We start from the raw sequence: 20,090 nt of genomic DNA, 5'->3' as shown, positions 1-20,090 counted from the left end.
AACACCCTTAACAAGCTCATTTATTGAACTTTATTCAGGACAAAAAATAATAATTGAAAAAACAGGAGGATATTCAGGAATAAATATGGAATTGGTTTAGAATTTTTTTACTTTTGCAGGCATTCTACGAAATGTAGAATATTTTTAAAAAAGAATTTTCAAATATCAAAATAAAGCTGTAATATTGCATTCCGATTTTTACAGGTTAAATATCGTTATTAATTACTCAGAATCATGGATTTAGTAAAATTTGTAGAAGAACAAGCGGTAGTAAAAAATGAAAATCCCGCTTTCAAAGCCGGAGATACCATCAGCGTTCATTATAAAATTCGCGAAGGAAATAAAGAGCGTGTACAGGTGTACCAAGGTGTGGTAATTCAATTAAACAGCGAAGGAGCTAATGCTACTTTTACCGTTCGTAAAATCTCTAACGGTATTGGTGTAGAGCGTATTTTCCCTGTAAACTCTCCTAACATTGAGAAAATAGAAGTTAACAGCATTGGTAAAGTACGTCGCGCTAAATTATTTTATTTACGTGGTCTTACCGGAAAAGCTGCTCGTATCAAATCAAAAAGATAATCGAGAGACTTTAAAAATTATATTTAAGGGCTTCGCATTTGCAAAGCCCTTATTTATTTGCCCTTTACCCAAGCAATTAATTCTGAATTACCTCAGGCTTGGTTCCCATAATCTCATCTATCTTTTCTTTCACCTCTGTCGTAATCAAGGGAAGGACATCCAACGCTTTCAGGTTTTCAGTCAACTGACTTTCTTTGGTCGCTCCCAAGATTGCCGTTGTTACATTCGGGTTACTGATACACCAAGCGATGCACAAAGTTGGCAGTGAAACTCCAAGCTCATTGGCGAAATCTCCTAGCGCTTTTACCCTATTTAACTTTTCATTCACTACGGCCTTATCCCGCAGCCATTCATACCCTTCCAGAGACATTCTAGAACCTTCAGGGATCCCATCATTATACTTTCCAGTCAGAAGACCAGAAGCTAATGGGCTCCAAATGGTCGTGCCCATGCCTACATTCCTAAAGATCGGCGCATAATCCACCTCAATCTTTCTTCTATTGAACAGATTATATTCAGGCTGCTCAACGGATGGCCCCTCTAATCCTAATTCCTTAGCAATCATGTGTGCCTCCATGATCTCAGCTGCTGACCACTCTGATGTACCCCAATAAAAAACTTTGCCTTGTTGGATCAGGGTATTCATCGTTCTCACGACCTCTTCTATGGGTACATTTTGATCAGGGCGATGACAATAATAAAGATCGAGGTATTCTACCTGCATCCTTTCCAAAGCTTCATGGCAGGCTTCCATCAAATGCTTCCTGCTCAATCCATGTTGATTAGGTTTTTTGTCCACTCCTTTCCAGCCAAAGTAGGCCTTACTCGACAGTACATAAGATGACCTATCCCAGTTCAGCTTTTTCAACACCCTGCCCATCATTTCTTCAGAAAGACCAGCAGAGTACACCTCAGCATTATCAAAGAAGTTTACACCAGCCTCGTAAGCCTGCGCCATAAGGCGCTCATTGGTGTTATCATCAGTTTGTCTGGCAAAAGTAACCCACGATCCAAATGACAGTGCACTCAGCTGAAGGCCACTCTTTCCCATTCTTCTGTATTCCATATTATTTGATTTTTATCCTAAAGTTAGCAGAATTCAATTTCCCCAAGCATCTGTGGAAAGTAAAAAAACGAGCAAATAGTGTCCCAACTGATTGACTTTCGTTTCGTTAACCTCACAATTGGTCTCGAACGATTTTTTTTAGACCTTATTTAATAAAATTTCGTACCTTTGTATCCCGTACATAGAGCAGATGAACGATGCTTTTTATCTAGGCATCTAAGTTAGAAATCCATTATTGTTATGACTAAATATATCTTTGTTACGGGCGGCGTAACTTCGTCGTTAGGGAAAGGAATTATTGCAGCTTCCCTTGCCAAGCTTCTCCAAGCACGTGGTTTAAAAGTAACCATCCAGAAATTTGACCCGTACATCAATATTGATCCAGGAACATTGAACCCTTATGAACATGGCGAATGTTATGTTACAGAGGACGGTGCTGAGACGGACCTTGACTTAGGTCACTACGAACGATTCTTGAATGTTCCTACCTCCCAAGCAAACAACGTTACAACAGGCCGTATCTACAGCCATGTGATCGAACAAGAACGCGCTGGTGCCTACCTTGGCAAAACCGTTCAGGTCGTTCCGCACATCACAGACGAGATCAAACGCCGTATGTTGCTATTGGGCCAGTCTGGAGAATATGATATCGTCATCACTGAATTAGGTGGTACTGTTGGTGATATCGAATCCCTACCTTTTATTGAAGCAGTACGTCAATTACGTTGGGAGTTGGGCAATAACGACTCTTTGGTAATTCACTTGACATTGGTCCCTTACCTAGCAGCAGCTGGTGAACTTAAAACCAAACCTACGCAACACTCCGTTAAAACATTATTGGAATATGGTGTTCAACCCGACATCTTGGTATGTAGAACCGAGCACAAACTGAACAATGATATCCGTAAAAAGTTAGCCTTGTTCTGCAATGTAAACATCAATGCCGTAGTGGAATCTATCGATGCCCCTACGATCTATGATGTGCCATTGAATATGTTGAAAGAGCAATTAGACAAAACTGTCTTGGCTAAATTGAAACTTTCTACCAAGAATGAACCAGATCTAGAAAACTGGAAATCCTTCTTAGGCAGATTGAAAAATCCTACAGACGAAGTCAATATCGGCCTAGTAGGTAAATATGTAGAGCTTCCAGATGCCTACAAATCTATCGCTGAAGCATTTATTCATGCAGGTGCTACCAATGAGACCCGCGTGAAAGTAAAATATATCGCCGCTGAAAGTGTTAACCAAGAAAACGTCGGAGAAAAACTGAAAGGTATGGACGGCGTATTGGTTGCTCCTGGATTCGGAGAACGTGGACTAGATGGTAAATTAGAAACCATCCGTTACGTTCGTGAAAACAAAATCCCTTTCTTTGGAATCTGTTTAGGCATGCAGTGTTCAGTTATTGAGTTCGGAAGAAATGTATTGGGCCTTAAAGGTGCAAACAGCTTCGAAATGGACGAAAACACTCCACATCCTGTCATCAACTTGATGGAAGAGCAAAAGAACATCAAAAATATGGGTGGAACCATGCGTTTGGGTGCTTATGACTGTGAGATCAAAAAAGGAACCAAGGCATACGGCGTTTATGGCAAGTCGAAAATTACAGAAAGACACCGCCATCGTTACGAATTTAACAATGCGTATCTAAAAGATTACGAAAAGGCCGGAATGATCGCTTCAGGTATCAATCCAAGCACTGGCTTAGTGGAAATCGTGGAACTGAAAGACCATCCTTTCTTTGTTGCTGGACAATTTCATCCAGAATTAAAGTCAACAGTGGTAAATCCTCACCCACTTTTTGTTAGCTTTGTAGCCGCTGCATTAACGCATAAAAAATCAAAGTAGAGTTTAGACCTCTATATATTAATAGTAATTATTAAACAATGGATAGAAATAACATTCTAGGTTTCATCTTCATCTTTGCCATCCTGGCTGGATCCTTCTACTTCCTGAAGCCATCCGATGCCGAGATCAAAAAAGAACAACAACATCAAGATTCAATCAAAAGAGCAAAAGAAGGACTAGCTCCAATCAGCGATTCCTTAAAAGCTGCTACCACTACCACCCCTGCCGTTCCAGATTCTGTGCTGTTGAGCCAACCTTTTGGCTCTGCTTCCGTAGGATCGGAGCAAATCGTTACTTTGGAAAACGAACTCCTAAAAGTAAACGTGAGCAACAAAGGTGGTCGCGTAAAATCAGTTGAACTTAAAGGTGAGACTAATTTCGACGGATCTAAACTTATCTTATTCGAAGGCGATGAGAATCGTTTTGGCCTTGAATTCAATATCCCAGGAAAGGCTGTAAAAACAAATGACTTATTCTTCCAAGCTCAAGGAGCTAGCTTCTCTGTAGCTGGACAGGACGCTAAGTCATTGACCATGCGTCTTTCTTACGCTGCAGACAAATACATCGATTACATATATACCTTAAAAGGCAATGATTACAACGTACAGTTTGATATCAAAACCGTTGGAATCGGCAGCTTAGTTGATGTAAGCTCAAATAAAATGCTATTGAACTGGGAAACCACTTTGATGCAAAAAGAGCGTAATGTAAAGTCTGAACGTGAAAAGTCAGGTATCTTCTATAAAGAAGTAGATGGCTCTGTAGACCACCTATCAGAAACCAGTGACGATGAAGAAAAACTAGAAAAGAAAGTTTCATGGATTGCTTTCAAACAGCACTTCTTCTCGAGCATCTTGACTAGCAAAGAAGGTTTCGTGAATGCAGACCTTAAGTCTACCTTAATCACACAAGATAGCGTGGTTAAGCATTACCGTGCTTCAACTGAATTAGCATTAAACAAACAAAACGAAAGCCTACATGGCTTCAGCTTCTTCTTCGGTCCTAACAAATACAAAACGTTAAAGGCTGAAGGTAATGGTTTTGATAAGATCATTAACATGGGCTGGGGACCAATGGGCTGGATCAATAAATTCATCACGGTTCCTATCTTCGATTTCTTAGATGGATTCAATATGAACTATGGTATCGTGATCTTGATCCTTACCTTATTCTTAAAACTTCTGATGTTCCCATTAACTTACAAATCTTACCAATCAATGGGTAAAATGCGTGTGTTAAAACCTCAGTTGGATGAGATCAAAGCTAAGGTTGGTGATGACAACCCAATGTTGTTGCAACAAGAACAAATGAAGCTTTATAAGCAAGCCGGTGTAAACCCTCTAGGTGGATGTCTTCCTTTATTGCTTCAGATGCCTTTCACATTAGCCTTCTTCTTCTTCTTCCCGAACTTGTTCGAATTACGTGGAGAAAGCTTCCTATGGATTAAAGATCTATCAACATACGATGCACCGATCACATTTGCACCTCTTCCTTTATTAGGTGTAGACCACATCTCGTTCATGTGTATCTTGATGACCTTGACCACCTTGTTGACCACTTGGTACAACAACTCCACTTCAGGAGCTGTAAACAACCAAATGAAATACATCGGTTACATCATGCCATTGGTATTCTTCTTTGTATTGAATAGCTTCCCAGCAGGTCTGAACTACTACTACTTCTTATCAGCAGTCCTTACCTTCTTAACCCAAGTGATCATCCGTCAATTCGTAAACGACGATAAGATCCTTGCAGGTATCGAAGCCAACAAAAAGAAACCAGCATCCGAAAAGAAACAATCCTCCTTCCAAAAGAAAATGGAAGAAATGATGAGAGCACAACAAGCCGCTCAACAGAATAAGGATAAAAAATAAAAACAAAGATCCCCGGTTTTAATAACCGGGGATCTTTGTTTTTATTAGTATTCAGATTTGAGTATTGAGATATGAGATATTAACCTTTCTATCTCAAATCTCACATCTCATATCATTAGTATTGAGATATGAGTATTGAGATATGAGATATTAACCTTTTCTATCTCATATCTCAAATCTCAAATCTCAAATCTCATATCTCACATCCCCCTTACACAAAAGCACTAAATCCTGTGATACTTCTTCCGACGATTAAGGAATTGATCTCTTTGGTTCCTTCGTAGGAGTAGATCGCTTCGGCGTCGGCAAGGAAGCGAGCTACGTTGTATTCCAATAGGATTCCGTTGCCGCCCATGACTTCACGGGCTTTGGATACGATATCGCGCATCCGAAGGGTACAGAATACCTTGGCAAGGGAGGCATGTTCGTCTTTAAGTTTTTCATCATCCTGCAATTCGGATAGACGGAATACCAGGGTCTGCATCGCGGTCAGATTGGACAGCATTTCGACCAGGTGGTTTTGGATCAATTGGAAGGATGCAATAGGCTTACCGAATTGTTCTCGTTTGATGGTATAATCCAAGGCATTCTCATAGGCACCACGAGCACATCCAACAGCCATCCAAGCCACTCCGGCCCTGGTCATCTGTAACACCTTGGCCGTATCCTTAAAGGAATTGGCATTAGGCATACGATCTGATTCAGGAACCACACAGTCCGTTAATGTAATCAGACCGTTCTGAACGATACGCAATGCCATCTTATCTTTGATTTTCTCGACCGAGAAGCCTGGATTCTCCTTGCGGACAATAAATCCCTTCACCTGTTGGTCATCCAGATCCCTAGCCCAAATAATGGTAATATCTGAGAAGGTCGAGTTACCGATCCATTTCTTTTGTCCGTTCAAAATCCAATTGTCACCATCCCGTTTACAGGTTGTTGTCAATCCACCGGCTGTTGCAGAACCCACCAAAGGCTCTGTCAATCCGAATGCACCGATCTTATTCAACTGCTGCATGGCAGGCAGCCATTCATTTTTCTGTTCATCCGATCCGCACATATAGATCGAACCCATTGCCAATCCACTCTGAACACCCAGAAAAGTTGCGATGGATGGATCGACACGGCCAAATTCAGCGGCAATAATGCCATCCATTAAGGAAGTACCGCCCGCACAGCCATAGCCATCATATACATAACCACAGACATTGAGCTCCCTTAACTTGGGAATGATCTCAAAAGGAAATTCATCGTGCAGCCAATATTTATTGACGATGGGTTGAATTTCAGTTTCCAAGAACGTCCTGACTTTCATCTGCAAGGCCCTATCTTCTTCGGAAAGTTTTGCAGATATATCGTAAAAATCAGCATTAATTGGGGGCGGATCTTTTTTCTTTTTACTTCCAGTCAACATTTTCATGGCCATTTTGAGCTGATTTTCGTCCATTTTGGAAACTGCACCCAAAACTTCGGCCAAATCCACCTTCTTCGATATCTTCTCCAATTGCTCCAAATCCACTGATTTCATGAGCTTTAGGATGTTCTGTAGTCTTTCTAGCATAGTATTCTTTTAAAAATTTAACAGAAATATAACAATTTTTGTTTTTTCTTGTTGCAAATCAACAAAACAGTAGTATATTTGCGCTGCCTTAAGGAAAATATTTAAAATCAAACGACTGAAAATCAAAAGGTTCAATAAAAATTTTAAAAAATTATCTTTTCTTGGGTTACCTTTTTAGGTATTGGGTATTAAGAATTAAATAAACAAATTTGTTTCAACTAAATAGAAAATTAAAAATGAAAAATTTATTCAAATTCGGATTCTTAGGTTTAGCATTAACTATCGCTGTTGCTTCTTGTAACAACGCTGAAACTAAAACTGAAGCTACTGCTGACTCTTTGTCAAACGTTGTAGATTCAACTACTGAAAACGTAGCTGACTCTTTAGAAAATGTTGCTGATTCAGTTCGTGCAACTGGTGATTCTATCGCTGATTCTTTGAAAAACGTTCAATAATCCGAACAGATTTTAAAAATACATCAAGAGCTCGTTTAAGAAACGAGCTTTTGTTGTTTATGGAAGGGAGATATGAGTATTGAGATTTGAGTATTGAGATATTAACCTCCACCTCTTCAACTGTCTTAAATCTTAAATCTCACATCCATCCCCAATAACCTACAACCCCACTGTCTCCCATACCAAATCCCAAATTTGACATCCCCCCCAATAAGCTAACAGGCTCACTGTCTCCCATCTCATATCTCAAATCTCACATCTATTTCTTATTTTTGCATCCGTACTAAAGAAAATAAAATGACTTTATCCCCATTGACTGCAATCACACCCATTGATGGCAGATATTACAATACCAGCAAAGATCTATCGAATTACTTCTCAGAGTTCGCATTAATAAAATACCGTGTCTTAGTTGAAGTAGAATACTTTATCGCGCTTAGCGAGTCGGGTATTCCGCAATTGAGCCATTTTGATGGTAGCTTAAATGATAAGTTACGTGATATCTACAAAAACTTCAGTCTGGAAGATGCACAATGGATTAAGGATACAGAAAAGGTGACCAACCACGATGTGAAAGCCGTGGAGTACTTCTTGAAAAATGAATTTGAAAAACTGGGTCTGCATGACTCCCTTGAATTCATCCACTTTGGCTTGACATCGCAGGACATCAATAATACTGCAATCCCTCATTCTTGGAAGGATGCCTTGAAAGAGGTTTACCATCCTGCCATCAATGAATTACTGGAGGAATTGAAAAAACTGAGTGCAGAATGGGAAAATGTTTCCATGTTGGCCCGTACCCATGGCCAGCCGGCCTCTCCTACCCGTTTAGGAAAAGAAATCAAAGTATTTGTAGAACGTATCGAAAAACAGTTGAACCTGTTGAAACAAGTTCCTTTCTCGGCCAAATTCGGTGGCGCTACTGGTAACTTCAACGCTCACCATGTAGCTTACCCAAACAATGATTGGGTTGCCTTTGGAAACAAATTCGTTAACGAAACATTAGGCCTTGACCGATCACAAACGACTACCCAAATTGAACATTACGATAACTTCGCTGCCAGCTGCGACGGCTTAAAGCGTATCAATAATATCATAATCGACCTTTGTCGTGATGTATGGACCTACATCTCCATGGATTACTTCAAACAAAAGATCACTGCAGGGCAGATTGGTTCATCTGCCATGCCTCACAAAGTTAATCCGATCGATTTTGAAAATGCAGAAGGAAACTTAGGTTTAGCGAATGCCGTATTGGAACATTTAGCAGCCAAACTTCCGATCTCCAGATTACAGAGAGATCTGACCGACTCGACCGTCCTTAGAAACATCGGCGTTCCATTCTCTTACACCTTGATCGCGATCAAATCTACTTTGAGAGGATTGAGAAAATTGATCTTGAACGAAACTGCCTTTCAAGCAGACCTTGAAAACAACTGGGCGGTGGTAGCAGAGGCGATCCAAACTATTTTGAGACGCGAAGGATATCCAAAACCTTATGAGGCATTGAAAGACCTGACTCGTACCAATACTCACGTAACCAAAGACACGATTGCGGCATTTGTCGACCAATTGAATGTTACAGAAGAAGTTAAAGAAGAAATCAAAGCGATCTCTCCAAGCAACTATACCGGCGTAAAGCTGTAAGCTTTTACGAAGTAATGACGCTTAGCAATAGGTATTAACAGTATATTTGTGTTTTTATTTTACTATTAGAATTCATGGCAACGATTAACGTATATACAGAAAGCACCCCCAATCCAGCAACAATGAAGTTCTTGGTCAATAAATTATTGATCAACGGAAGCTTGGATTATCCAGATAGAGAGAAGGCGCAGGAATCTGCTTTTGCAAAGGAACTATTCAAGTTCAACTTTGTGAACGGCGTTTTCTTTGCCAGCAATTTCGTTACCATTACCAAAACTGAAGATGCAGAATGGGATGATATCGAAGCCTTATTGAAAGAATTCGTTAAGGGAGCAGTAGAATCTGAATTGGCAGTGAAACCTGTTGAACATTCCGAAGACGTTGTTTTTGAAGGAAATGACGTGGAAATAAAAATCCAACAGGTATTGCATGACTATGTTCGCCCAGCGGTAGAACAAGACGGTGGTGCAATCGCTTACAAGTCTTTTGACAATGGAACGGTTACCGTTGAATTACGCGGATCTTGTTCGGGTTGTCCTTCTTCAACCATTACCTTAAAGGCCGGAATCGAAGGTTTATTGAAGCGTATGGTCCCTGAAGTGGAAGAAGTTGTTGCAAATGCAATGTAACATAGAACAAAAAGTATTTAGTAGTTAGTATTTAGACCTTCTGTGAAGAGATATGGATTTTAAGTATTAATAAACTAAATCAGAAAATATAAGGAAGAGTCGCCCAAAATGGCGACTCTTTTTTTGTGCTTTTGGGGTCCAAAATCGATCAAAAATAGGCGAGGTCATTCGGGAATGCATTTGGTCTTGTTCGAGGCATATTCGGAAATTTCAAAACATGGCTCGAACAAGGTCAAAAGGAGCTCGGGATGAACTTGCCCATGCCCTTCGGAATTTAAAGCTTTAGTAGAGTTAAACAATTCCAAAATTTTTGTATATTCAGAGCAGGTCAATTGACCACCTAGACTTATAATTTTTGGATAAATGTGAATTGTGGACAAAATTCCTTTGGAACCGTTGGTTACGGTCTAAATAATTCAGCTTTTTCAAGGGCACTCCATTAAAAATCACTAACTTTATCGGCAAAATAATCGAAACTTTATACTTTAAAATGAGTGCAGATATAAACAAATTAGAACAGATCGCTTCGCAAGTAAGAAGAGACATTGTTCGTATGGTGCATGCATGCCAATCAGGACACCCAGGGGGATCATTGGGTTGTACTGACTATTTTGTGGCCTTGTACTTTCACGCGATGAAACATGACCCATCTTTCAACATGGATGGCATTGGTGAAGATATTTTCTTCTTGTCTAACGGTCACATCTCTCCGGTTTTCTACAGTACCTTAGCTAGAGCTGGTTATTTTCCAGTGAGCGAATTAGCTACCTTCAGAAAAATCAACTCTCGTCTTCAAGGACACCCAACTACGCATGAGCACCTGCCAGGAATCCGTATTGCTTCTGGTTCTTTGGGCCAAGGGCTTTCCGTATCGATCGGTGCAGCACAAGCTAAAAAGTTGAACAAAGACAACAGTTTAGTTTATGTTTTGATGGGTGACGGTGAATTGCAAGAAGGTCAGGTTTGGGAAGCTGCTATGTATGCGCCTCACAATAAAGTAGACAATTTGATCGCTGCAGTGGATTACAACCGCGCGCAGATCGATGGTTCAACTGATGATGTATTGTCATTAGGAAACCTTCGCGCTAAATGGGAAGCTTTTGGATGGGACGTATTGGAAGTGGATAAAGGGAATGACATGGCATCTGTAATTGCTGGATTGGACGAGGCGAAATCTCGTACTGGAAAAGGCAAACCGGTGATCATCTTATTGCACACTGAAATGGGTTCAGGTGTGGATTTCATGATGGGATCGCACAAATGGCATGGTGTTGCTCCTAACGATGAGCAATTAGAATCTGCTTTAAACCAAATCCCTAGAACCGTAGGCGATTATTAATCACTGTTTAGACGATAGTTTTGTAATGAAAAAATATACATACACAGAATCAAAAGATACACGTTCAGGTTTCGGAGCTGGTTTATTGGAAGCTGGCCAGAAAAACGAAAACGTAGTAGCCTTATGTGCTGACTTGATCGGTTCATTGAAAATGAACGACTTTATAAAAGCTTATCCAGAGCGTTTCTTCCAAATCGGTATTGCGGAAGCTAACATGATGGGTATCGCTGCTGGTCTTACCATCGGTGGTAAGATTCCTTTCACTGGTACTTTTGCCAACTTCTCTACTGGCCGTGTTTATGACCAGATCCGTCAATCTATTGCTTATTCTGGCAAGAACGTTAAGATCTGTGCTTCACACGCTGGTTTGACACTTGGTGAAGATGGTGCTACCCACCAGATTTTAGAAGATATCGGTCTGATGAAAATGTTACCTGGAATGACAGTGATCAATCCATGTGACTTCAACCAAACAAAAGCGGCTACTATTGCGTTAGTAGACCATGAAGGTCCTGTTTACCTTCGTTTCGGACGCCCTGTAGTTCCTAACTTCACGCCTGCAGACCAAAAATTTGAGATCGGTAAAGCGGTGATGTTGAACGAAGGTACAGATGTAACGATCGTAGCAACAGGTCACTTGGTATGGGAAGCGATCCAAGCGGGTGAAGAGTTGGAGAAATTAGGCATCAATGCTGAAATCATCAATATCCACACCATTAAACCATTGGATGAGGAAGCGATCCTAAAATCAGTGACCAAAACTGGATGCGTGGTTACGGCTGAAGAGCATAACCGTCTTGGTGGTCTTGGCGACAGCGTGGCGCAATTATTGGCACAGAAATTACCGACTCCACAAGAGTATGTTGCCGTAAACGATAGCTTCGGCGAATCGGGAACGCCAGCACAGTTGATGGAAAAATACGGTTTGAATGCTGCAAATATTGTGAATGCAGTTCGTAAAGTAATTACAAGAAAATAACAATCTATGGAAGATTCCCTGATAATAGCAAAGTTTGCGGATGAAAAAACTCGTGAAGAGGCATTCCGCTTGTTGCTTAAAAAATATCAGCAAAAGATTTATTGGCATGTCAGACGGATGGTCATTGACCATGATGATGCCGATGATGTTGTACAAGATATCTTTATCAAAGTATGGCGCAATCTTGAGAAATTCAGGGAAGATTCGCAATTGTATACTTGGTTATACCGCATTGCTACCAATGAGTGTATCACCTTCTTGAACAAGAAAAAGCAAAAGCAGAGTGTTTCATTGGATGATGAATGCTCTGCTTATCTTTCCGATTCCTTGGCAGATGGTGCCTACTTCAACGGCGACAAAGCACAAATGAAATTACAGCAAGCTCTTTTGACCTTGCCGGACAAACAAAGATTGGTCTTTAACATGAAGTATTTCGAGGACATGAAGTACGAAGAAATATCCGATGTGTTAGGAACCAGTGTCGGAGCCTTAAAAGCTTCATACCACTTAGCAGTAAAAAAAATAGAGAACTTTTTTGCCTCAAACGATTAAACCTTTTGCCGCAAAAACCATCTATTATGGTACTATGAAAGAAAATAACACATATTACGAAAATTTAGGAGGCAACCAACTACCTAACTCGTTGCGTGTCAACCCTTTCATTGTACCTGAAAATTACTTTGAAAAGCTAACCGAAAGAAGTCTGTTCTTCGCTAAACTTGATCAAATTTCAGACACAGGAAAAGCAGGATTGAGCACCCCAAATGGATTCTTTGAACAACAAGAGTCCCAACTGTTAGGTCAAATCAAGATCGACCAGTATAGAGCTGCTGAAAGCTTCAGTGTACCTGAGCAGTATTTTGATCAATTGAGTGAGCAGATCCTTGGCCAAGTCCACATAGACGGGCATAAAAAGGTGGAAGAAACAGAAGTTCCTGCCGGTTACTTTGATAACTTGACTGCTCGTATTCTAAACAGAATTGAAGAAGAAGAGTTAACGCTAGAGATAGCAGAACCTGGATTTACAGTTCCAGAAGGTTATTTTGAAGAAGCTGACGATCAGATCATGGCTTCCATCTATACCGAAGAACTGAAATCAAAAGTTCAGGCAGATGGGTTTGAAGTACCTGCGGGTTATTTCGATCAGATGTCTACCGCTATCCTTGACAAAGTTCAGGACAAGAAGGTAATTACCTTGCCTTCACGTAATGAGTCTGAAACTTCAGTTTCTGGGAAGAAAGGAAAAGTCTATGCTTGGTTGACCACAGCCGCTGCTGCCTGTGTTGCTGCAGTGATCGCTGTATCTGTTTACAACGCAGAATACAACCAACCAATGCCAACGGAAAAGGTGTCGTTGAATGAAATTCCAGAAGATGAAATTATCAACTACCTATCCAGTTACAGTGATGCTTCGGACATAGAGTACTATGCAGAGTACATCTATCAGCCAGAGGAAGCACTAAACGTGGGGGAAGGAATCGATAAGGAAGTTTTAGAAGATTACTTAAATTATAATTTATAATGATTCGTTTAAAACATATTATTTCAACGCTTTGTTTGATTTGGATAGCTTGTTTTGTTGCGAATGGACAGTCACGCCAGGAACGATTTGATGCAATTGAAAAGCAGAAGGCGGCTTATATTACCAAACAACTGAGATTAACTCCAACGGAAGCACAGCAATTCTTTCCACTGTACAATCAGTACTCGAAAGAAATCAGAGGTGTCAAGTCCAAGAAATCGCAAGGCCACAACAACAGTGGCAACCGCGGTAACTCCTTCAGACCCGGCAATGATGTAATAGAATATGATGCCCAAGAAGTTGATATCAAGAAAAGATACCGGACCAAGTTTGCGGATGTCCTGGGGCAATCCCGAGCATCGCAATTCTTTGCCGTAGAACAGGAATTTATAGAATTGCTGTACAAAGAACTCAACAGCAGAAGACATTAATATAAAGAAGCGCTAGCGCTTCTTTTTTTATGCCTTATTTTATAATATGCCTGTAAATTCATGGGCCGTCCTGCCCTAAAGGTTCATGAAAGTTTCTGTTTATGCCTATCTTTGCCACATCATGATAAGTAATAGAGAACTCTTCTTAAAAAACACTGCCCAAACCTCAGATTCACCAAGATTATTAGAAATCGACCGTGCTGAAGGTATTTACCTATATGGGCCAAACGGAGAGAAATATATGGATCTGGTCTCTGGTTTCAATGTGAGCAACATTGGCCATAGACATCCCCAAGTTTTAAAAGCCATTCAGGAACAGCTGGACCGCTTTATGCACGTGACGGTTTATGGCGAGTTTGTCCAATCCCCGCAGGTGCTGTTAGCTACGGAACTATTAGAAGTCCTTCCGGATTCATTCCAATCGGTATACTTTACCAATTCGGGAGCAGAGGCTGTAGAAGGTTCCATGAAAGTCGCTAAGAAATTTACGGGACGCAGGGAGATCATTGCTGCCAAACAGGCCTACCATGGTAGTACGCAGGGTGCATTGAGCCTGATCGGCAATGATGAATATCGTGTGGCCTATGCCCCACTCCTTCCTGAAATATCCTTTATCGAATACAATAGCCTTCCTGACCTGGACAAGATCAGCGACAAGACCGCAGCGGTCATCGTAGAAGCCATTCAAGGTGAGGCGGGCGTTCGTGTCCCTAGCAAGGAATATATGCAAGCCCTGCGTCAGAAATGCACCGATACGGGCGCGCTCTTGATCTTTGATGAAATTCAGACGGGTTTCGGAAGGACCGGGAAATTATTTGCTTTCGAACATTTTGGGATCGTTCCGGATATCCTGATGCTGGCCAAGGGTATTGGTGGCGGGATGCCATTGGGTGCTTTCGTAGCTCCTAAAAAAATGATGGACGTAATAAAAGCGAACCCTATGCTGGGCCATATTACCACTTTCGGTGGACATCCGGTGAGCTGTGTGGCAGCTAGGGCTTCCCTGAAGGTGATACAAGACGAAAAACTGATAGAAGATGTGGACCGCAAAGCCAAGCTTTTTAGGTCGGAACTCCAAATGCCACAGATCAGGGAAATCCGTGGTCTCGGGCTGATGATGTGCCTACAATTGGACAATTTTGACCAGGTGTACCAGGTCAGCAACTACTGTGCTTCTAAAGGACTCATCATTGATTGGTATCTGCATTGTGAAACAGCCTTGCGCATAGCTCCTCCATTGACGATCAGTGAGGATGAAATCATCCATTCCTGTAAAATAATTAGGGAAGGGATTGAAAAATTCTGTTAGAATAACTAAATTGCTGTTACACTATCAACCTATTTAAACATAAAATGGATAACAGAAGAGACTTTTTAAAGAAAAGCTTGTTGACACTGGGAGCAGCCGGCTTAGGAACATCATTCGCTAATGCCATAGATTTTTCTACTGGCGCTAAAGCTAAACTGAGCATCAACCAAGGTGATGTCATCTTGTTCCAAGGGGACTCGATTACGGATGCAGGCAGAAATAAAGAAAACCTAAACCCTAACGATGGCAATGCTTTTGGAAACGGCTACGCTTTTATGGCAGCAAGTACCCTTCTAAATAAATATGCGGACAAGGATATCAAGGTCTATAACCGTGGGATCAGTGGAAACCGCGTTCCTGATCTGATCAATCGCTGGCAAAAGGATGCTTTGGATCTAAAACCGAATATCCTGAGCATTATGATCGGTGTCAATGACTTCTGGAGAACGATGGATAGTGGTGCAAAAAACTCTCCTGAGCAATATAAAGCACAGTATAAGGAGTTGCTGGACAAAACCAAGGCAGCCCTGCCTGATGTAAAATTGATTATTATAGAACCCTTCGGAGTCAAGAACGTAAAACATGTTACGGATGCTTGGTTCCCTGAGTTCCCAAAATACTTGAATGCAGCCAAGGAAATAGCCCAAGAATACGGCGCTATCTTTTTGCCTTACCAAAGCATCTTTGATCAAGGCTTGAAAAGAAACAGCAATGGCGGCTACTGGACCACCGACGGTGTCCACACCACCATGGCCGGAGCCAACTTGATGGCAGAAGCCTGGCTTAAGTTGATAAAATAAAAAAAACCTCGCCTCAGATAAACTGAGGCGAGGTTTTTTTTTATTAGATATGAGTATTGAGATTGGAGTATTGAGATATTAAACTAGATAGCCTTTCTATCTCATTTCTCATTTCTCATATCTCATATCTCATATCTCATATCTCAAATCTCCTGTCTCCCTAAAGCACCCTAACCAACAAGCCTTTCAAATACTCACTTTCAGGGAAGGAAGCACGAACGGGATGGTCTTCGGGTTGGCAATATTGATAGATGAATTGAATTTCTTTACCGGCGTCTAGAGCGGCCCAGGCGATGACTTGTTTGAAGGTGTCGATATCCATGGCTCCGGAACAGGAGAAGGTAGCCAGCAGGCCTCCACTGTTTAAGAGCATCAGTCCACGACGGTTAAGGTCCTTGTATGCTCGAGAGGCTTTTTCTAAAGCAGACCTGGTAGGGGCATATTTAGGTGGATCTAAAACGATGACATCAAACTTCTCTCCTTGCTCGCCCAATTCGCGCAGGTATTTGTTTACATCAGACTGAACGGCGGTATGCTTGCTGCTGTCGAATCCATTGAGCCTGATGTTGTTCTTTAAGGTTTCGATTGCCAATCCCGAGCTATCTACGGAGGTAATGGATTTTGCTCCTTCGCGGAAGGCATTCAAGGTGAAACCACCGGAGTAACTAAAGCAATCCAGTACCGTTTTGTCCTTTGCATATCGTGCTGTAATTGCTCGATTCTCACGCTGATCGCAATAGAAACCCGACTTCTGCCCTTCTACGATATTGACTTGATAGTGGATACCGTTTTCAATGACGTCAACAAATTCAGGAGGTACAGCGCCGTAGAGGATCCCATTGGTATCTGGGAGTCCTTCATATTCCCTAGATTTCAGGTCACTGCGTTCATAGATTCCTTTGGGTTGCAACAATTGGACTAATTGGTCAACTATAATATCTTTTACCTTTTCAATTCCCGTGGAATGAACCTGAACGGAAATAAAGTCGGCATATTTATCGGCAATCAATCCTGGTAGGAAGTCGGCTTCCGCAAAGATCAATCGAACGGTATTGTTGGTGTCATGCAGTAAGCTCAAGCGGTTATTGACCGACTTGCTTACCCTATTGCGCCACCATTGCTCATTGATCTCCTGACTAGGATCCCATTCTAATAAACGGACCGCAACCCTAGAATTGCCGTTATAAATACCGTAAGCAATAAATTCATCTTCTATGTTGTAGACAGAAACGATATCTCCATTTTGTGGTTTGCCCAGGGCAGCTGAGATTGCTCCGGAAAAGACCCATGGATGTAATTGCCAAGCGGCTTTATCCTTTCCTTTGTTCAGGATTATTTTATTCATGAATGCAAAAATAAATAGAATTGAAAGAAATTAATTCATCATGGACTAAAAAACTTTGAATAACAGCCCCCTTTTCTTGATTTTTATCCTTTTCTTTTCTTACCGTTGGAACCTTTATTCTCTTTCAACATTTATTTTCATTATATTCATAATAACCACTAATAAACCACTTATGAGATTTCTTAGCACTATCTTCCTATTTGTATCCATTTTCTTTCAATCTTTATCCGCTCAAGAGATAACCATCAAAGGAAGCATCAGCAACCTTGGCGACAGCATAAAGTATATCCACCTTTCTAGTTTTAATGGTTTTCAAGTCCATAAATTGGATAACAATACCTTTGAATTTAAGATCCCTGGAGAATTGCCTCAGGATAAAGTAAACCATGTTTTCATCGTATTGAGTAAAAATGAATATAGGGATTCAGATAGTTTGGTAGCTGAACTAAACGAAAGAAAAGAATTGCATATGGGCAAAGACCCCATCCGGTTTATAGTAGATGCTGAGAACATGAAACTTGAGGTCGATGCTAAAGAGAAAATCGCTTCCGTGGAAGGAAGTACCCTGAATAAGCAAAATTTGGAATTAAATGCTGCGAAAACACAAACGATGAAAAGTTGGCAGGAAGGTAACTTATCTTACGACGATATGGTTGAGCAGACCTTTTCGGAGTCATTAAAAGTCCTTCAGAACTACCCGAATTCATTACTTACTATGGAGTTCCTGAACAATACTTATAAAGATCCATTTATGGAAACTGCGCTAAAAAATCTAAACCCTCAAAATATTTATGCTGCTCAAACCTTGATTGCAAAAATTAAAGAACAAAATCTTCCTAAAGAAAAGGTAGATGAATTATTAGACAACTATAAAAAATTATATAAAAGCACTGAGGAGTTAGCCGAAATCCCCTTCCCCGCAATAAAGCTGACCAGCCTAAAGGATGATACCCTCAACATCAAAGATCTATATAATCAAGCTGACTATATTGTCATGGATATTTGGGCGACATGGTGCGTGCCTTGCCTTCAGCAGCATCCGGAATATGAAAGAATTGCAGGAATAAGCAAAAAGAACGTCAAATTTATTGGCCTTTCTATTGATGAAAAGCAAACAAATTGGAAAAATCACTTAAATGAACATCCAAAGAAGTATGAAAATTATTGGTTAGAGAAAGCAGAAGTTAAAGAGCTTCATGATTCTTTGGGTATCCATAGTTATCCAACTTATCTGATCATCAACACGAAAACCGGGAACCTGGTGCAGATAAAATTTCCTATTGAGAGGATGGAAGAGTTTCTGGCAGCATTAGAATAAAATGCACAGTAAATAACAAAAAGGATCAATACGATATTACTCGGATTGATCCTTTTTGTATTATAGAAGATGTTAATTGTTCTCTATCAAATAAGCTTTGAAGGCGTCGTAATCTACTTTCAGCTCTTCAGCTAACTTTGGTTTGCCTTGGAGCTTTTCCGCTCCTGCTGGCAGTTTAACTTCTTTATAAACATCTTCCGAAATAGCTTCTGGGAACTTACATGGATGTGCCGTGGATAGGAACACCGAAGCATATTCGCCAGGATGATCCTTTCGGTAAGCCTTGGAGGCTAAATAAGCGATCGCTGTATGCGGACAGGCCACATATTTGAACTGCTCATACAGCTCATCCATACCCTTTTTAGTTTCTTCATCATTGTAGGTGTATGAACTAATCATTCCCTGCAGTTCCGAAAGATTATTATGGAATAAGTCTTGGATACGGACCCAGTTACTTGGGTTTCCGACATCCATCGCATTCGCAAGTGTCTGTACAGAAGCTTTAGGCTCATACTGACCTGATTTCAAGAAACGTGGCACGGTATCATTGACATTCGTACCTGCCACGAAATGAGAAACCGGTAATCCCATCTTATAAGCCAATAAGCCTGCACCAATATTACCAAAGTTACCACTTGGAACTGTGAACACAACCTCTTGCATACCCTGAGCCTTCAATTGAGCATAGGCCCAGAAATAATAAAAGGTCTGCGGGATCAATCTGGCAATATTGATAGAATTCGCGGAAGTAAGCCTTAGTTTTTGGTTCAGCTCTGGATCATTGAAAGCCTGCTTAACTAAAGCTTGGCAATCATCAAAAGTACCTTCCACTTCCAATGCCCTAATGTTTTGTCCATTGGTCGTTAATTGTTCTTCCTGCACTTTGGAAACCTTTCCTTTTGGGTATAGGATAGTGACCCTTGTGCCTTCAACAGCCAGGAATCCTAAGGCAACGGCACCTCCGGTATCACCTGAGGTAGCAACCAGGACGTCCAGTAACTGCTCTCCTTGTTTCGAGAAATAACCCATTACACGGCTCATAAATCGAGCACCAAAGTCCTTAAAGGCATAGGATGGACCATGGAAAAGCTCCAATACAGCAGTATCGGGGCTTAAGAACCTTACTGGTGCATCAAAGTTGATGGCGTCATTGATGATAGCCTTCAAGTCTTTCTCCGGGATATCATTCCCTATAATGGCATTAGCAATCTGAAAAGCAATCTCCTGAAAGGAATATTGCTGTATATTTTTTATGAAATAAGGATCCAGGCTGGGGATGTTCTCAGGCATATAGAGTCCCTTATCTTGAGGTAAAGAATTAAATACTGCCTCTTGGAAGGAAACGCGTAGATCTTTATTGTTTGTGCTATAAAATTGCATGGTTT

At 40.9% G+C, this 20,090-nt stretch carries 18 protein-coding genes; 14 read left to right on the top strand and 4 right to left on the bottom strand.

Going from position 1 to position 20,090, the window contains the following annotated elements:
* Positions 1 to 234: 234 nt before the first annotated feature.
* Positions 235 to 579 (top strand): 50S ribosomal protein L19, encoded by a 345-nt coding sequence (gene rplS, locus ACK2WI_RS07825; protein WP_093098782.1) that lies wholly within the window; start codon positions 235 to 237, stop codon positions 577 to 579.
* Between the two features lie 76 nt (positions 580 to 655).
* Here the strand turns inward: rplS and ACK2WI_RS07820 are convergent, their stop codons facing one another.
* Complete coding sequence (locus tag ACK2WI_RS07820) at positions 656 to 1,645, bottom strand: potassium channel beta subunit family protein (protein WP_409150273.1); 990 nt, start codon at positions 1,643 to 1,645, stop codon at positions 656 to 658.
* A 240-nt stretch (positions 1,646 to 1,885) separates the two neighbouring features.
* On the opposite strand from ACK2WI_RS07820, the gene ACK2WI_RS07815 reads away from it, so the two are divergent.
* Entirely contained in the window at positions 1,886 to 3,496 is a 1,611-nt protein-coding gene (locus ACK2WI_RS07815) for a CTP synthase (RefSeq protein ID WP_312697797.1), read from the top strand.
* Between the two features lie 38 nt (positions 3,497 to 3,534).
* On the top strand, positions 3,535 to 5,370 hold the full coding sequence (yidC, locus tag ACK2WI_RS07810; RefSeq protein WP_093098777.1) for a membrane protein insertase YidC: 1,836 nt from the start codon (positions 3,535 to 3,537) through the stop codon (positions 5,368 to 5,370).
* 211 nt (positions 5,371 to 5,581) lie between these two features.
* Here the strand turns inward: yidC and ACK2WI_RS07805 are convergent, their stop codons facing one another.
* Complete coding sequence (locus ACK2WI_RS07805; protein ID WP_093098776.1) at positions 5,582 to 6,931, bottom strand: acyl-CoA dehydrogenase family protein; 1,350 nt, start codon at positions 6,929 to 6,931, stop codon at positions 5,582 to 5,584.
* A gap of 236 nt (positions 6,932 to 7,167) precedes the next feature.
* Between ACK2WI_RS07805 and ACK2WI_RS07800 the strand changes: the two genes are divergently transcribed.
* The 10 genes from ACK2WI_RS07800 to ACK2WI_RS07755 all read left to right on the top strand — a co-directional run bounded on the left by ACK2WI_RS07800 (position 7,168) and on the right by ACK2WI_RS07755 (position 16,042).
* Complete coding sequence (locus tag ACK2WI_RS07800) at positions 7,168 to 7,386, top strand: hypothetical protein (protein ID WP_093098774.1); 219 nt, start codon at positions 7,168 to 7,170, stop codon at positions 7,384 to 7,386.
* A 297-nt stretch (positions 7,387 to 7,683) separates the two neighbouring features.
* Complete coding sequence (gene purB, locus ACK2WI_RS07795; protein ID WP_409150272.1) at positions 7,684 to 9,033, top strand: adenylosuccinate lyase; 1,350 nt, start codon at positions 7,684 to 7,686, stop codon at positions 9,031 to 9,033.
* Between the two features lie 74 nt (positions 9,034 to 9,107).
* The gene (locus ACK2WI_RS07790; protein ID WP_093098771.1) at positions 9,108 to 9,662 is read left to right on the top strand and encodes a NifU family protein; all 555 of its coding nucleotides are present in this window, start codon (positions 9,108 to 9,110) and stop codon (positions 9,660 to 9,662) included.
* A 490-nt stretch (positions 9,663 to 10,152) separates the two neighbouring features.
* Positions 10,153 to 11,001 (top strand): transketolase, encoded by an 849-nt coding sequence (locus ACK2WI_RS07785; RefSeq protein WP_093098768.1) that lies wholly within the window; start codon positions 10,153 to 10,155, stop codon positions 10,999 to 11,001.
* Between the two features lie 25 nt (positions 11,002 to 11,026).
* Entirely contained in the window at positions 11,027 to 11,980 is a 954-nt protein-coding gene (locus ACK2WI_RS07780; protein ID WP_093098767.1) for a transketolase family protein, read from the top strand.
* 6 nt (positions 11,981 to 11,986) lie between these two features.
* Complete coding sequence (locus tag ACK2WI_RS07775; RefSeq protein WP_409150271.1) at positions 11,987 to 12,532, top strand: RNA polymerase sigma factor; 546 nt, start codon at positions 11,987 to 11,989, stop codon at positions 12,530 to 12,532.
* A 34-nt stretch (positions 12,533 to 12,566) separates the two neighbouring features.
* On the top strand, positions 12,567 to 13,502 hold the full coding sequence (locus ACK2WI_RS07770) for a hypothetical protein (RefSeq protein ID WP_409150270.1): 936 nt from the start codon (positions 12,567 to 12,569) through the stop codon (positions 13,500 to 13,502).
* On the top strand, positions 13,502 to 13,933 hold the full coding sequence (locus ACK2WI_RS07765) for a hypothetical protein (protein WP_236736515.1): 432 nt from the start codon (positions 13,502 to 13,504) through the stop codon (positions 13,931 to 13,933). Before ACK2WI_RS07770 ends, ACK2WI_RS07765 begins: the two co-directional genes overlap by 1 nt.
* A 121-nt stretch (positions 13,934 to 14,054) precedes the next feature.
* Complete coding sequence (locus ACK2WI_RS07760; RefSeq protein ID WP_409150269.1) at positions 14,055 to 15,242, top strand: aspartate aminotransferase family protein; 1,188 nt, start codon at positions 14,055 to 14,057, stop codon at positions 15,240 to 15,242.
* A 44-nt stretch (positions 15,243 to 15,286) separates the two neighbouring features.
* The gene (locus ACK2WI_RS07755; protein WP_409150268.1) at positions 15,287 to 16,042 is read left to right on the top strand and encodes an SGNH/GDSL hydrolase family protein; all 756 of its coding nucleotides are present in this window, start codon (positions 15,287 to 15,289) and stop codon (positions 16,040 to 16,042) included.
* Positions 16,043 to 16,202: 160 nt separating this feature from the next.
* On the opposite strand, the gene ACK2WI_RS07750 is transcribed toward ACK2WI_RS07755, so the two are convergent.
* Positions 16,203 to 17,387, bottom strand: a complete 1,185-nt coding sequence (locus ACK2WI_RS07750; RefSeq protein WP_409150267.1) for a class I SAM-dependent rRNA methyltransferase — start codon at positions 17,385 to 17,387, stop codon at positions 16,203 to 16,205.
* A gap of 172 nt (positions 17,388 to 17,559) precedes the next feature.
* On the opposite strand from ACK2WI_RS07750, the gene ACK2WI_RS07745 reads away from it, so the two are divergent.
* Complete coding sequence (locus ACK2WI_RS07745) at positions 17,560 to 18,705, top strand: thioredoxin-like domain-containing protein (protein WP_409150266.1); 1,146 nt, start codon at positions 17,560 to 17,562, stop codon at positions 18,703 to 18,705.
* Positions 18,706 to 18,777: 72 nt separating this feature from the next.
* On the opposite strand, the gene thrC is transcribed toward ACK2WI_RS07745, so the two are convergent.
* Positions 18,778 to 20,085 carry a threonine synthase gene (thrC, locus tag ACK2WI_RS07740; RefSeq protein ID WP_409150265.1) on the bottom strand — a complete coding sequence of 436 codons (1,308 nt, stop codon included), beginning with the start codon at positions 20,083 to 20,085 and terminating at the stop codon, positions 18,778 to 18,780.
* Positions 20,086 to 20,090 lie beyond the last annotated feature (5 nt).

Origin of the sequence: Sphingobacterium sp. BS-2, assembly GCF_046161205.1 — a bacterium.
In the GTDB taxonomy this organism is placed as follows: Bacteria; Bacteroidota; Bacteroidia; order Sphingobacteriales; family Sphingobacteriaceae; genus Sphingobacterium; species Sphingobacterium mizutaii.
The sequence above is the reverse complement of the archived record's forward strand: the minus strand, read 5'-3'. Positions and strand labels throughout refer to the sequence as shown.

What these genes read in the sequence shown, in the direction of transcription:
- rplS (WP_093098782.1), top strand. Translation starts at nt 235, where the DNA reads ATGGATTTAGTAAAATTTGTAGAAGAACAAGCGGTAGTAAAAAATGAA.
- ACK2WI_RS07820 (WP_409150273.1), bottom strand. Translation starts at nt 1,645, where the DNA reads ATGGAATACAGAAGAATGGGAAAGAGTGGCCTTCAGCTGAGTGCACTG.
- ACK2WI_RS07815 (WP_312697797.1), top strand. Translation starts at nt 1,886, where the DNA reads ATGACTAAATATATCTTTGTTACGGGCGGCGTAACTTCGTCGTTAGGG.
- yidC (WP_093098777.1), top strand. Translation starts at nt 3,535, where the DNA reads ATGGATAGAAATAACATTCTAGGTTTCATCTTCATCTTTGCCATCCTG.
- ACK2WI_RS07805 (WP_093098776.1), bottom strand. Translation starts at nt 6,931, where the DNA reads ATGCTAGAAAGACTACAGAACATCCTAAAGCTCATGAAATCAGTGGAT.
- ACK2WI_RS07800 (WP_093098774.1), top strand. Translation starts at nt 7,168, where the DNA reads ATGAAAAATTTATTCAAATTCGGATTCTTAGGTTTAGCATTAACTATC.
- purB (WP_409150272.1), top strand. Translation starts at nt 7,684, where the DNA reads ATGACTTTATCCCCATTGACTGCAATCACACCCATTGATGGCAGATAT.
- ACK2WI_RS07790 (WP_093098771.1), top strand. Translation starts at nt 9,108, where the DNA reads ATGGCAACGATTAACGTATATACAGAAAGCACCCCCAATCCAGCAACA.
- ACK2WI_RS07785 (WP_093098768.1), top strand. Translation starts at nt 10,153, where the DNA reads ATGAGTGCAGATATAAACAAATTAGAACAGATCGCTTCGCAAGTAAGA.
- ACK2WI_RS07780 (WP_093098767.1), top strand. Translation starts at nt 11,027, where the DNA reads ATGAAAAAATATACATACACAGAATCAAAAGATACACGTTCAGGTTTC.
- ACK2WI_RS07775 (WP_409150271.1), top strand. Translation starts at nt 11,987, where the DNA reads ATGGAAGATTCCCTGATAATAGCAAAGTTTGCGGATGAAAAAACTCGT.
- ACK2WI_RS07770 (WP_409150270.1), top strand. Translation starts at nt 12,567, where the DNA reads ATGAAAGAAAATAACACATATTACGAAAATTTAGGAGGCAACCAACTA.
- ACK2WI_RS07765 (WP_236736515.1), top strand. Translation starts at nt 13,502, where the DNA reads ATGATTCGTTTAAAACATATTATTTCAACGCTTTGTTTGATTTGGATA.
- ACK2WI_RS07760 (WP_409150269.1), top strand. Translation starts at nt 14,055, where the DNA reads ATGATAAGTAATAGAGAACTCTTCTTAAAAAACACTGCCCAAACCTCA.
- ACK2WI_RS07755 (WP_409150268.1), top strand. Translation starts at nt 15,287, where the DNA reads ATGGATAACAGAAGAGACTTTTTAAAGAAAAGCTTGTTGACACTGGGA.
- ACK2WI_RS07750 (WP_409150267.1), bottom strand. Translation starts at nt 17,387, where the DNA reads ATGAATAAAATAATCCTGAACAAAGGAAAGGATAAAGCCGCTTGGCAA.
- ACK2WI_RS07745 (WP_409150266.1), top strand. Translation starts at nt 17,560, where the DNA reads ATGAGATTTCTTAGCACTATCTTCCTATTTGTATCCATTTTCTTTCAA.
- thrC (WP_409150265.1), bottom strand. Translation starts at nt 20,085, where the DNA reads ATGCAATTTTATAGCACAAACAATAAAGATCTACGCGTTTCCTTCCAA.